The sequence below is a fragment of the Flavobacterium olei genome, assembly GCF_039749035.1.
In the GTDB taxonomy this organism is placed as follows: Bacteria; Bacteroidota; Bacteroidia; order Flavobacteriales; family Flavobacteriaceae; genus Flavobacterium; species Flavobacterium olei.
On sequence record NZ_JBDKWC010000003.1, the window covers coordinates 454,226 to 470,457 of the forward strand.

General features: G+C 36.6%; 1 protein-coding gene. It reads right to left on the reverse strand.

The window, feature by feature from the left end:
- Nucleotides 1-42: 42 nt before the first annotated feature.
- Nucleotides 43-16,161: a T9SS type B sorting domain-containing protein gene (locus ABEB31_RS09715; protein WP_347051349.1), complete on the reverse strand. Its 16,119-nt coding sequence runs from the start codon at nt 16,159-16,161 to the stop codon at nt 43-45.
- Nucleotides 16,162-16,232 lie beyond the last annotated feature (71 nt).

Genomic DNA, 16,232 nt, shown 5'->3' on the forward strand with positions numbered 1-16,232 from the left:
GTATTAATTTTTTTAGATAACATCATTGGGGCTATAATTTTGTTATCTGTATAAAGTGAAATGTCCAACAAACTCTCTGTTATCTTTCGGATCATTTAGTTTAAGAACATACCAGTAATCTCCTGTTGGTAATTCATTTCCATTGTATTTACCGTCCCATTTCTGACCTACACGGTATTTAGCTACTGCTCTACCATATCTGTCGAAGATGTCAAACGTTAATTCTTTGTATGCTAATGCGCCACAATCAGGACCAATTGTTGTATTTGAACCTGCACCGTTAGGTGTGAAATAGTTTGGCATACAGAAGTCATAGAAGATTCCATGAACTATTATTGTTGCCTCACAACCATTTTTATCTCTTACAATTACCGGATAATCACCTGTTTTATAGATTCTGTATGTATTAGATGATGAGAATGGCTCTCCGTTGAAACTGTATTCGTAAGGAGCAATTCCGCCAGAAGCTTTTACAGTAATTACGTTTATGTCTGTAGTCGAATTTGTTACATCGATTAAACTTACCTCAGCTATTCCTTCTACATCAAATGTTGCAGTTGGCACTTCACATCCGTTAGTATGTCTTGCCACTATGAAGTGAGTACCTGCAGGAACATTTGTAAAGATGTTACTTGGCTGATACGTTCCATTATTATCCAGAGAGTAATCTACGTCTGTTGGATTATTTGAAGCGTCAACTGTTACCACTACCATATTTGCCTGCGCATTGTTTACACAGTCGTATGTTACCTCAGCAGTTGGGTTAAGAACTACAGCTTTATCCATCATTACTTCAACCATTGTTGTACAACTAGCGTCTTTAATATAAACGTTATGAGTACCTCCTTTAAGAGCAGTAAAGTCATGTCTTGTACCATTATTTAATGGAATATAAGTTCCGTTCTCATTATCAAGACTAATGCTGTAAGGTGGTCTTCCTCCGGAAACTTCTACTGTAAATGCTCCATCATTATCTCCATCACAAATTTCCTGAATGATTGGACCAACTACTTTACCTTCTAAAGGATTTGGTTCTTTAATCTCACGTTCTATCAGAACAAAACAAGAATTTTCATCCTGAACTAATATTGTATAGATACCAGGAGCCAGACGATCGAATACCGCTTTATCATCAAACTGAGCTAAGTTTGGCGAAATAGCATATTTAATAATTCCTGTACCACCTGTAGCAGCAATTTCGATTTTACCATTGTTGGCACCAAAACAAGTTGCATCTGTAACAGTTGGAATGGCAGACAATTCTGCGGCTGGTTCTGTAATAACTATAGGAGCTGAATCGTACTGACAATCTCCGCTATCTACACGTACCACGTAAGTACCCTGAGGAAGCTGATCGAAATATCCTGTTGATTGTGCAGGTTTGAGTATGTTTCCGCTACCATCATACAATGTGTATATATAATTTTCTAAACCTCCTGTTGCTTCTGCATCAATAACTGCAGTTAAACTTCCTTTACAATAAACTACAGCATTACTTAAATCTATTTTAAGATCTAATGGTGCTAATGGTGTTACCGTAATGTTATTAGAAATATCTGATATACATCCTTTAGAATCACGAACGTAATATTGATGATCTCCAAATCCTACAGAGAATGTAACAGATGATGCAAATGTTCCTAAGACAGTACTAAATGAAGCATCTGTACTGTACGTATATGGAGCATTTCCGTCAAATGCACTTAATGTTACTGTCGCATCAGTTTTACATGTTACTCCAGTCTCTAAAGTTAGGTTTGCTTTAACTTTTGCAGGTTCATTAATTACAATGTCTGCTGTTGGCTGAGAACTACAATTAATTCCATCTATTACTGTTACAGAATAAGTACCTGCACTCAGTCCTGAGAAAACCGGACTTATTTGAGGCGTAGATGAAACAACTGGATCGACAGATAAATAATTTAAAATGTATTGATAATTTGTTCCCTGACCACCTGTTGGAAGATCAACAGTAATTTCACCGCTGGCATCTCCGTTACAAGTTACGTCGGCAACTGTTGCCTGAGCTGTAACTACTATTGGCTGAGGATTTCTCAGGGTTACTGTCGTTGTTTCAATACAGCCATTAAAATCTTTAACATTTAATGTGTAAACTCCGTCAACTAAATTTTCGAAGAAGTACTGATCAGAATAAGGAACGCTTACCGGACCTACCAATTCAAATTGGTAACCTCCTACCCATCCTCCATTTGCACTAACTGTAATCGTACCATCGTTACCCGGGTCACAAGTAATAACCGTATGAGTTTCAGAAATTTGTAATGCAGTAAGTGGCTGATCAATTGCAAAAGTACTTTCAACTTCACAATATGGTGATCCAACCAGCTGTGCTTTGACTGTGTAAACTCCTGCAACTAAATTAGGAATAGTAATAGTCGCACCTGTCGAGCGGCCATTAATCATAACCGGTCCGGAAATTTGGTAATCAAAAATACCAGCATCGTCTTTAGGATCTACTTCGTTATCAACAATAGTTAAATCAATACTTCCTGTGGCAGTTCCAAAACAAGCAACATTCTTAACATTCTCTGTTATTAAGTTAAATGTATTTGGATTGTTCACATAATGAATATAATTTAAAATACATCCTGTTGCAGGATTGGTAACGGTAACACTATAAATACCTATTGGTAATTGAAGGAAAGTACCATTATTCTTTGTCTGATCATAAGTATTCCCTGCATTAGTTCCTTTAACATGATAGATTAATACCGGCATTGGGGTAGTTGTTCCCGTTGTCACAACATTTACCTGAATATTTTCGTCATTAGCACAAGTAATTGGTTGTGTAACCGTAACAGCAGGAGTTCCGAAGTCAATTGCTACAAATGGATTAATTGTGGCAGTTGTTGATCCCAAACATCCATTAGTATCGTATACATTAATAACATAAGCATGCCCTAACAAATCAGATTCAGTATAAACATTGCTATCTCCTCTTTGTACTGGTACAGCATTTCCATCTCTTAAGAACTCATATACTTTATAATCATCTGAACCTCCTGTCGGCAATGGCACAGTTATAGTCGCATAATTATCTTTGTTTCCAGCCGTACAAACATATTGTGCTACTACCGCATTTGGCACATCGATAATCGCTGGCTGATCAACAGTTGCGTCTAATGAAACCGGACATCCTTTTCCTGAAGTTACTGTAACAGTATATAATCCCTGAGGAAGATTCTTAAATACATTACCAACTAAGACCATTCCCACTGGAGCCGGACTAATTGAATACGTATAAACCGGATTATTGTTTACGGTTGTTGTTGGCGTTGCCATGTTAACGGTAATTGTTCCGTCACTTGCTCCGTTACAAAGTGTTTTTGAAGGAGTTAATGTGAAATCAATTGCAGTATTTGGAATATCAATTAAAACATCTACTGATTTTGTACAAGGCGTTCCTAAATCTTTAACATGGAATGTATAATTTCCAGGCCCTAAATTATTAAATACATTCGAAGCAACATAAGTTGTTCCGTCAATACTATATTCATAATTATTTGATCCTCCAGACGCGGTCAATGTAACCTGACCATTTGTTGTTGTACACGTTGGCGGAATTGTAATATCAAATAATAATTTCAAAGGTTCTAAAATATCAACCGTTGATGTAACCTGACATTTGTTTTTGTCTCTTACATATACAGTATGAGTTCCAGTTCTTGTAGCTGTTAATATATTATTATTCAGCTGCCAAGTATTTCCGTCTAAGCTATATTCAAGATCTGCTGTAAATCCTGTTGCAGTTACTGTAATGTCATAAGTATTTGTTGCACTTGGACATTGTGTTGCAACTACGTTAGTAATAGCTGGTGCTGGATCTACAATAATTGTTACTGGAATTGAAGCCTCACAACCGTGTGAATCTTTTGCCCAAATTGTCCATGTAAATCCTTTATCTAATACAGCAGTATCTGCTACATCATAAACTATTGGATCACCTGCTTTTACAAATGCATAAGTGTAACCAGGAGTTCCATCAATAGCTGCAGCTTGTACTTTGAATCCGTCTGTACAATTTGCGTTTTTAATAGGTGTATATTTAACTTGTAAAGCATCTGGTTCAGGAACATCTACTGTAGAACTAGCCACACAATTTGTAGCACTATCTGTTACATTAATTGTATATGAACCCGCTGCTAAGTTAGTCAGTTCAAACTTGTCGGTTCCTACTGGTGTAACTAAACCTGGAGCATTTACACCTGTAATATTATATGTAAATCCGGCAGCGAAACCTGAAACTACAAAAGTAACTTTTCCGTTAGCTTCCGTTTTACAAAGTACTCCCTTATTTAAAATTCCATCAACAGCGATGTCAACTTTATCTAATACCTTATAAACATCCTGATAAGAACAACCGAAATTGTCTGTTACCTGGAAAGTATAATCACCCGGAAGCAAGTCTGGGAAACTTGCCGCTACTGATGAGTCAGCCGTTGTAATTGGTCCAAATGCTGTTGCAGGTGTCGCAGTATTGGTTGCAATAATTCTGAATGTTAAACCACCCACACCATTTCTTGCTTTTACCTGAACTGTACTTACATCTTCACCTAATTTACAAGTAATTGGTGAAGCTGAGAAAGTTAACTGATCCGGTTTATTTAGTGGTTGTACATCAATAGATTGTGGTGCCGTTTTACAACCATTCGCATCTTTTACAGAATACCAGATTGTCTGAACTGATCCATTATCATCAACCGATAGTGTATTAGATGAATCATAAGTTAAACCATTATCAAAACTATAGGTATATTCCTGACCTACTGGACCCGGAGTACCGTCCTGTCCTGTAATTGTAATTACTGTAGTTGTACTACAAGTTTTATTGTCCGGAGCTGAAGCTGATGCTCTTAATTCTGTAGGTTCAATGATATCAATTGCAGGTTTTACTGCAGATGTACAGCCATAGCTATCTGTAATAGCTACCGTGTAAGAACCAGCTTGTAATCCTGTATATAATCCTGTAGCGTCTCCAGAGTTGTTTGTTCCTGCTCCGCTTAAAGCGAAAGTGTAAGGGCCGACACCTCCTGAAGGCGTAACTGTAATTGTTCCTGTAGCATCTGTATAACATTTAACATCAACCTTAGTTGTTGTAAAGTCAGGATTTACCGGATCTGAAACTAGAATTTCATCACTATCAACAGGACAATTGTTACTGTCTGTTACTCTGAAAATATAAGTTCCTGTAACATTTGCAGTATACGGCATTGTAGATGAAATGGTATTAAATCCACCACCATTAATATTTACTGCATACGTATAAGCTGGGTTTCCGTCTGAAGCTGTCAAAGTAAATTGAGCTCCAGTTACTGGCATCGCAATACAGGTAATTTCTTTATCCTGAGTTACATTCAGTTTTAATGGTTTATAAACCGTTGTTGTTGTCGTACTTGTTGCAGGACAGCCATTTCCATCTGTTACATAAACTGTATAAGCTTGTGAAGCCGTTGTTGGAGCTGGCACTGTAAATTCATAAGTGTTGGTAGCACTGTCAAAATAAGTAACATTATCGATACTAAATTTAAATGGTGCCACACCTGTCGCAGTAGCAGTAAACGTATAGTTTCCGTTTGCAGTACATTGGTTATTCGCCAATGTAGGCGTTGTTACTGTTGGTGTATCATCTTTTGTTATAGTAACCGTAGTCATAGCAGTACAATTGTTTGCATCTTTAATGTAAACATCTACTAACCATGTCATACCTAAACCTACTGTTACTCCATTTGTTAAAGTTGCAGTATCGATAGTTGTTGTAGTAGAATACGTTCCAGCTGGTGTACCACTCTCTACAATTGAATAGGTATAATTTAATGTTCCTCCAACCGGAGTCATTGTAAATTGTGAGATACTATCATTACAATTTACATTACTTGCAGTAGCAGTAAGTGATAATGCTACAGTTGGCTCTGTAATATCAACAAATTTAGTAACGGTACATAATGTAGTATTGTCTTTAAATGTAACTTCATAACGTCCTTTTGCAAGAGCTGTTAATGTAACCACATCGTTTACTTTAGAATCTGTATATGTTAATCCTAATGGAGTAGTTACAACTGAATATGTAAATGCACCTGAAGCAGTAAAATTACTTGCCGTGAATGTCGCGCTACCTGTTTTATTACCCATACAATCTACATTAGCAACAACCTGCTCCTGCATTTGTAATGTTGGTAAATTAGGAATATTCAATGATTTTTCAGCAGTACAATTATTGCTATCCGTAATTCTGAATACATAATCACCCGGAGTTAATCCTGTGTAAGTTCCTGATGAATCTCCACTGGTACTAGTTGTTGTACCGGATACCATCTTATAAGTTACTAAACCAATACCGTGCGTATAGTTAATTGTTACATCTGTCGTCAATCCTGGACAAGTCATTTGTGTTAAACCAAATGGTGCAAAAACCGGTGGATCTAATGGATTAACTGTTCCGATTGCTGCCGCTGACAAACATCCGTTTGCATCTTTTACAATAATATCATACGTTTTAGCGGTCGTAGTAATAAAGAATTTATCTGGAGAGAAGTTAAGACCATTATCAAAACTATACTCATAATTTCCTGCCCCGCCTGTTGCTGTAACAGTAATCTTAGCATCAGTAGGAGTGTTTCCACCACCACATAACATTTGATCTACATCTACTAAAGTAATAGTTACCGGTGTTGGATCAGTTACAGTTACATCAATAGTTTTTACGCAGCCTTTACTGTCTTTCACATAGTATGTTACCGTTCCTTCAGCAGCAGTTTGTGAAAATATATTTGCGGTTTCTGTTGGCAATGTTGGCGCTGCACCTTTTTGGTAAGTGTAAACACCAGTTCCTCCAGTTGCTGTGATCACTACTTTTGCAGCATTACCCGGACATAATGGTGGGGTAACATCTTTGGCCGGAACAATATCAATTAAAGCGTCAATTTTAACTGTTGTTGTAGCCGTACAGAATCCGTCATTAACTTCAACAGTATATGTTCCAGCATCTAAACCTGTAAATATACCCGTTGATGCACCAGTCGTATTTCCAGCTCCTGCCGTAATGGTATAATTATAGGTATTGTTACCACCTTGTGCCTCAACTGTAAATCCTCCATTTGGAGCAGGAGTGTTACAATCTAATTCTTTTACTGATTTTGGTGATAAAGTTAACTGTTCTCTAAGAACATATGTTTGCGAATCTGTACATCCATTTCCATCTTTAATGTTTAATGTATAAGTTCCCGGTGTTAAGTCAAATGAAGCTGAACTTCCATATGCTCCAATAACTGCACCTTTATCAACACTATAAGTTACTGGTCCAAAAATTGGAGTTTTAGTTGTAATTGTCACATTAACTGGCGTTCCTGTATAACAAGTCGCAGCTGGTGTTACAGCTAAAATTTCAGGCTCTGGATCTGCTGCTACATTTACATCTGCTTTTTTAATACAGCCGTTAAAATCTTTTACATAAACATCCCAATCCCCAGCTTCTACATTAAAAGTATTTACTCCTGTAAATACTGTTGGTTGTGCTGCATTGTTAGCTACAATTGCATAGGTATATGGACTTGTACCTTTCTTACCTATTGCCGTTATTACTCCTGCATCATTAGCACAATTATCATTTTTATTGCTTCCTGCTTCGATCTCTAACTCAAATGTAGATTCAGTAATACTAAAATTAGCAGTAGTACTTGTACATCCAGATGCTTCAGTAACTAGAACATAATATGTTCCGTAAGGCAAACCTGTATAAGTTGGTTTTCCACCAAATTTAGTAATATTTAAACTGCCATTAGCAGGAACAGTTCCGCTATCAACAATTCCGGTAGTTACTAAAGTTGCTGCATTAAATATTTCATACGTAACATTTGTACTTGTTCCGTAGCTACTATTAATAGTTAAATTAACAGAACCATCCGCCTCACCAATACATGTAATTGGCACAGCAACTGCCGCAGCATCTAAAGTAGATGCAGAAGGAACAGTATTTTTAAAAGTTTTAAAATAATAACATTTTGTATTGTCGTCATAAACAATAAAAGTATAAGTAACTCCCGGGATTAAACCTGGAATAGTAGTTTTTAAACTATTTGTACCATCTTCCGGGTACCAAGCTGGGTCTCCTGCACTATAAACAATTCCCGGTTTATAAATTGCAAAGAAAAATGGTAATGGTCCTGCCAATGAAGTAGCAACTTTAACTTCTGCAGATCCTAATGCACCACATGGTGGCGTTGTAGGAGTAACCACTAAATCTAAATTCTCCGGTGGAGAAGCTATAAGAATATCTTTTTCAACCCAGGAACAACCATTTGAATCAATTACTGTTAATTGATAATTACCAAAATTAATCAAGTCAAATGTATATGATCCACCTGAAGAAGGAACCAGGGGAGAAGTATAACCTGTATCATTTTTTACCTGATATGTATAAGTTCCCGATCCTCCAGTTGCAAAATTAACAACAATTGATCCTTTTGAAAGTCCAGAACCTGTAACACAAGTAATATCATTTCCTTTAAATGAAACATTGATTGGATCTACCGGATTAATAGTCACAAATTCGGTATCAAAGCATCCTCTTGAATCTGTAACAGTTACCACATAGAAACCTGCAGGAAGACCAGAAGTTTGTGTATCAAAATCTTTTAATAAAGTAGTATGTGCTAATTCAGCATATTGTTTTACATTAATTTTAAAAGGACCTCTTCCCTGCGTATTATCATACGTTACTTTAATTTCTGCAGTAGATTCTCCACTACATAATATATTTTTAGTTACTGTTACAGGGTACATTACTACTGGAACTGTAGCAGTTACTGTTACTGCATTAGTTTTTACAGGACAATTATTAACGTCTTTAATTTCAAAACTATAATTTCCAGCAGTAGTAAACGTTTCCGTAAAACTTCCTGTTGGTGCACTTCCTGTACCCAGAGCTGTTGTTCCATCATAAATTTGATAACTAAACGGTGCTGTTCCATTAGTAATAGTAACTGTAATTGATGCTGCAGTTGGAGCAATACATGTAATGTCTTTATCAGGAACGGCCGTAGCTGTTAATTGCTTTTCAACAATGTAATCTACAAAATGTGAACAGCCATTCGCATCTTTAATTGCTAATCTGTAAGTTCCAGAAGCTTTAACACTGTAAGTTGCCGTGTGAACTGGCAAACCAGCTACAATGTCATTTGCTACTGAGGTTCCGTTTACAGTATAGCTGTATGGAGCGACACCGGTTCCAGCTACTTCGCTAAGAGTAATATTAAATGCAGTTCCAACAAAACATTGTGATGCTGGTTTAGCTATTTGAACATCCGGATCTTTAGCAATAGTAATCGTTGTAGAAGTTTCACAACCATTAGCATCTTTTACCCATGCATACCATGTTGTAATTGCCGGGTCAAGATCTGCGGTATTTTTATTTAAAACATAATCCCCTGTTGCCGGATTTCCAGTTGTGCTTCTAAAAGCATAGCTATAAGGTGCTTTTCCACCACCAGCAGTTACAGAAACTTTTGATAATGGCTGAGAACAAAAAGCATTTTTATTTGTTGCTTCAACTAAAGTCAAAGTTGCTGCTTGTGTAATGGTAAAGTTTACATCTTTAAAACAAGTTGTAGTATCATCTGTAACTCTTAAAGTATATGATCCATTAGCTAAACCAGTAACATCAACAATGTTTCCTGTTTGTGCAACTGAACCAGTTCCTGCAGTTAAAGCAGCTGTATAAGTTGTTGAATAAGACCCAACTGTTATTTGTGCTGAACCCGTACTGTTTCCGTTACATTTTACATTTACCTGAGATACTAATGATGCTGTAATTGTAACAAGTGGTTTTATTGTGATATCACCTGTAGTACTACATCCATTTGCATCTGTAACTTTAAACACATAGAAACCATCAGCTAGTCCTTTGAATTTTCCATCTGTAGCTCCGGTTGTATTTGTACTGCTTGGTCCAGAAACAATAACGTAGGTCTTAGTACCAACTCCGTTACTTGTGGTAATTTCTACATCACTTACATTTTCACCTGCTTTACATGTAATCAGACTTGCAGTAATATTTGTAATCTTTGGAGCGTCTAGTGCATTGAAAGTTACAGATCCTAAAGATTGTTCACAATTATTACTATCTCTCATTTTAACAGCTATTGCTGTACCAGTTATAGAAGTACTGAAATTAGGCGTTGGAGAAAAAGCTCCACCATTAAAACTATATTCATAACCTATTCCTGTACCTCCAGATGGCGCAGTCACCGTAATAGTTCCCTCTTTTGTTGTATTATCTGTGTTACAAGCTAAAGGTGTAGAATTTACTGTCGCAGTTAATGGATTAGGATCACTTAATGTAATTTGAGCTGTCTCTGTACATCCTTTACTATCTGTTAAGAGAATGTCGTAAACTCCAGCACTTAAATTTGTTTTAGTTGCTGTTGTTGAAACAACTACTGCTCCTTTTTTAATTTCATAAGTAAATGGTGCTAATCCTGTTGGATTGGTTATGTTAATTTCACCATTTGTAGCTCCAATACAAGTTGGATTTTTTTCATTGTGTGTAAATGTAGGCGTTGTTTTTGCCGTAATCTTTATAATATTTGATACTGCCTGACAACCTGCATTATCAGTAACTCTAAACTGATAATCTCCCGCAGCTGAAGCTGGATATGGAGAAGTTACTGAAGTCCATGCACCCGCTCCATTAACTTGTACTTCATAAGTAGAGTAAGTACCTGAACCACCATTAGCAGTAAAAGTAATTTGACCATTACTATTACAATCCAGATCTTTTGCTCTAGTTGCTAAAATAGTCAACTCATCATTAATAATATATGTCGCTGTTGCAGTACAAGTGTTAGCATCGGTTACTACAATTGTATAAGTTCCGCTAGCTGTAATCTTATAAGTTGTTGGATTAGCGACTGATACCCCGTTTACAGTATAAGTATGAGTACCTGTTCCAAGATTAAAGAATGTACTAAGATCTTTTGTTGTTGAAGACGGAGCTTTAAAACAGAAAGTTGCCGGAGCCGGAGTTTTCACTGATGGTGAAGCATCTTTCTTAATTTCTAAGTCAAATGGTCCTGCTGTACAGTCGTTTTGATCCATTACATACACATCCCAAAATAAATTAGATTGTGTTGCTCCGGTATTAATCGTTGTATTGATATTTGAGAAAGCAGTTGCCGCTGGCATTCCGCTTCCTTTTATAACATAAGCATATTTATAATTTGGTAAACCACCATTGGCAGTAACCACAATGTTTGAAATAGAGTTTTTACAGTTTACATTAGTTGCTGTAGCTGCAGTAATTGTTATTGCCGTTGCCGGAGCTATTGTAACAGAAGCTACATTAGAAGAACATCCTGTAGTTTTATCTGTAACTTGCAAAGTGTAAGTTCCTGCTCCTAAACCGGTAACAGTTACCACATCATTAACTTGTGTAACAGTCCCTGAAGTCGGAGTTAATACGTAAGTAAAATTACCCACTGAACTTGCTCCATTTACAGTAAATGTAGCTGTACCATTGGTTTGTCCAACACATTTAACATCTGTCTTTTTACCAGAAACTGAAATTGTTTTTGCTGCATCAATGGTAATAGATCCAAAATCCGTACATCCATTAGCATCCTTAATCTGGAAGGTATAACTACCTGCAATTAATCCTGAGAAAACGCTAGTGCTTGTAGTTCCAACATTATTTGGACCTGCTGTAATTGTATAACTATAAGGTGCAATTCCTCCAGATTTTGGAGTTAAGGTTACACTAGTTGTTGTTTTACCAGGCGCACAAGTGATCGCTGCCGGAGTACTGAAAGTAATTCCAACTGGTGGATCATAAGCAGGAATATCTATTTCTTTAGTATCAATACAGTCGTTAGAATCTTTAACAGAATACGTTATCTTTTGTGCTGCTTTAGTATTGGTTACTGTTAAAGTATTTTTTAAAGGATCATAAGCCGTACTGCCATTAAAACTGTAGCTATATCCAGGTGTTCCGCCTGCCCCGGTAACTGTGATTACTGTAGTTTTACTACATGTTGTATTATTAGGAATAGAAGCAGATGCCACAACTGGTGACGGATCCGTCAATGTTACATCAATACTTTTTACACACTTATTTTTGTCCTTTACATAGAAAGTATATTTTATTCCTCCTTTTAGTCCTGTAATTATAGAATTAAGATTGAACGTAATATTATCTTTACTGTAAGTAAAATCACCAGCTCCTCCTCCTGCAATTAATTCTATGATTCCTGTAGATCCGCCATTACATTTTGGATTTGTATTTTTAGTAGATAATGTTATAGCATCAAGAGGTGCAATAATTGCCTCACTAGTAGTAATACAATTATTGGCGTCTTTAATCTGGAATGTATAATTTCCTGCCGTTGCTACACTATATGTAAATGTGTTTCCATTTGCCACGGGTTGTACCAACGTACCGGTAGTTACTCCCGAAGTGATACTTACCACGTATGGTGCTGTACCGCCCTTAATTTCTCCTGATATTACTGCCTGGTTATTTGGTGCAGGATCACAATCGAGTCCTGTGGTAACGTTTGTACTTGTAAGTAATTGTGCTTTTATAATTGTGCTTTTTGCCTCTGTTTCACAGGCATAACTATCTTTAACTACAAATTCGTAAGTACCTTCGTTCGTCGCTTTGTATGTAAAAGTTGGTCCATTGAAAGTTGCACTTGGTAAACTCGGTGTTCCACCGTTATAAGCAACTGTATAAGTGTATGGTCCTACTCCGCCACCAATTGTAAGGGTTAAATCAAGACCGGTTTTTGAGTCAAAACACTGAGGAATTGGTCCAAAAGCTAACGTTGGTTTAACTGCAGGAAGTACTTCTACTTTTGCAGGAACCGCTGCCTGACATTCATTTAAATCTTTGGCTACCACCACATACTTTCCAACAGGAACATCTGTGAATACTGCAGAATTGCTAAACGTATAACCAGCAACAACTGTTACTCCATCTTCTTTCCTTAATTCATATTGATAACCCGGTGTTCCGTTTTTTGCTTCAGCAGTTATGGTTGCTCCCAATTCACATGTAGCAACTTTAGTTACTTTAGCTGTAAGAGTTAATGCCGTTGGCATTTTAATTTCCTGCGCTACTGGAAAAACACAGCTATTTGCAGAATTGTCGTATCGAATTTGTATACTATAAGTTCCCGCTTTTAAATTAGTCAATGTTATACTTCCACTGTTTGCCGCTGGGACAGGCTTGTATGTCTGCCATCCTGCAGGATCACCAGCAACTAAATATTGAAACCCTTTTGTTGGATCAAAATTTTTGGCAGATAATGTGATCTCACCATTTTGTTCTCCATTACATAGTATATTTTTAAAACCTGTAATACCAGCAGAGAAAGCTTTACTACCATCAACGTAGATTGGAAAATCAGCAACAGTATTACATGATTTTGGAATCTGGCGTACCCAAATATCATCTATAAGTACATCGTTTCCGTTAAACTGATTACTATACGAACGAATTACAAAACTAAGATTTTTATAAGCGCCCGGATTTAATAATAACTCTTTATATTCCCACTTTTCCGATTTAGGAACAACCCAAGGATTCGAAGTATCTGTTGTTGCAACAATTGTTTCTGTTCCTCCTACACCATTTAAGTTATTTACTAACTGAATAGTTAATTTTGGATCATCATGTGTAGTTGAAGTCTTAACAATTAAGTTTTCAGCCCACAACGAAATTATTACATCCTGATTTTCAATAACATCTTTAATAGGTTTACTATATAAGATACCACCAATACCTGCAGTTCCACCCACGTTTACAACCAGAAACCTGCCAAGTGGATCAGCTGGAGTGGTATGATCTTTTGCCACGATCCAGGAATTACCAAATCGTGTTCTAATTTGACTTGCCACTGCGTATTCACCATCATTAATCCATTCATCTTTATTACAAGAATAACCTGGCAAAAGATGAGTAAATGCTTCATCTTCGTAACAATAGGCAGGATTAATACCCGGAGTAGTAGTAAAACCTCCTTTTCCAAAATCCTCTTGTAATAAATTACTATAAGTAGAAACTTTTAATACATTATATTTAACTGTTACAGTATGATCACCTTGCGTAACGTTTTTGAAAACGTTAGTTGGCACAGATGTGTTTAATACACCATCCATATAATAATCATAGCTATATTTCGGGTCACCAGTACCACTATTTGTAACTGTTACTGTAGTTGTAGCAGATCCGTCGCAATTAAAAACAGGATCTAAAATTTTTATTGTTGGAGGATCAGGTTTTTTATCAATTGTAATTCCCCCCATTGCATATTCACAACCTACTGCATCTTTTATATAAACGGTGTAAGGTCCACCATAATTCATGTATTCGGTGTTATTATCTACCCACGTTTGCTTACCGTCAAAACTATATTTATATGGAAATGCTCCCGGAAAAGGAGTACCTCCCTGCGGGTTTATAATTCTAACTAAACCGTAAAGCTCTTTACCAACCGGACCACAACCGGATAATTCACCTACACCTGCAGATGCTGTCAGAGCAACAGAAGGACCTACAGTTATTATACTTGCAGGCTCAGTACAGAAAGCCTCGTTCCCACTAACATTTTTTCGATATCTAACCACGACTCTATAACTACCTGGATTAGGTATATTAAATACTGTAGTACTAGATGAAAAGTTTACTCCGTTATCTATACTATATTGTATAAGATTGTATGTATTATTGTTAGAAACGTTAAGTGAAATTTTACCTACATTCCCTAAGCAATCTCCATCGACCTTATTAATTTGGTAAATAGGTTTAGTAACTGCAGGAACATTCACAGTAACATTGCTTGCAGATGAACATCCATTAGCATCTTCTACACGAATAACATAGCTTCCAGGTTGTGTTACCACAATAATATTCGTTGGATTTTCTTGAAAACCTGCACCGTTAGTATTCACAAAGAATTTATACGGCGCCGTTCCGCCACCTCTTGTAATTGTTATTTGACCTGAATTACAAACACCTAGTGCCTGTGTAATACTTGCACCGGAAGTTATTGGATTTGGTGCATTAGCTATGGTAATAGTATTTTTTTCAGGAGCACAAGTTGAACCTTTTATTGATGTCAATATTGTGTACGTTCCCGGAAGCAAACCTGTAAAGGTAGTAGTGGCATCTTGTGTTGGGCCAACCTTATTTAATGAAGCGCCACTTGTATTAGTACCATTATAGATGGTATAGGTATACTCTTGTTTAATATCGTTTGTAATTACCTGCACACTTCCTGTAGCGCCACTACATTTTGGAGATGTAATAGATGTGGTAACCGCAAAACTTACATTTTTAATATCAAGATTTATTACTTTAAATTCACATGAACCCACAACTCCTTTTATTCTTATATAAGCAGTATAGTTACCTGGTGTATTAGTTGTAAAAATGTTACTGTCCTGCCATGCTCCCGAAGTGCCCGTTGTAGTAAAGCTATATTGATAACCGGCACCAAAACCGCCTACAGTAATTTTTCCGCTAATTTGACAATTTCCTGCACTATTTCTAATGATATCACTTTTTGTGGTAGCTGTAGGTATTAATGTATTTTGATAAACATTAAAGTAAAAAATATAAGGAGTTCCGGTATTGTCAATAATTTTAACACGAAACTGCCCTGCAACATTTGCCAGATAATCTTGTCCCGTACCTACTTGATTCCAGCAACTAGCGTCCGCCGCCTCATTTGCACAATCACTATTAGAAACCGCAACGCAACCTCCTCCAGAAGCAAATCGCTCCCAAATTATAGATTGTGCATCAGTTATCTTTGTATCAATAAGACGCGAATCATTTCCACCACATAAAAATAATTTTGGAAGTAATTTACCATCATTAGGACATTGTGTTACCTGTCCTGCATATGGTAATTGCGCATAAGGAATAACCGGATTTGTAAGTGGCGCAGCCGAAGTTTTAGACGGTGCTGCATCGAGATCAAAACTAAAACGATTCTCAGAATTATTTGCTTTTAAGAAAAAGTTCTCATTCGAGCCTGAACTAAGTTTTGAATTAAATGCAATTTCATTTTGCGAGTAGGAAGCAAAATTGAAAAGCAAAGCTAAAACAAAAATCAGCGTTCTTAAAGTAGTAGGTTTTTTCATAATCATTTTTTGTTACTTCTATTTTATTGTTAAGGGGCATTAACAATAGAATCAATTGTTTTTTATAACAT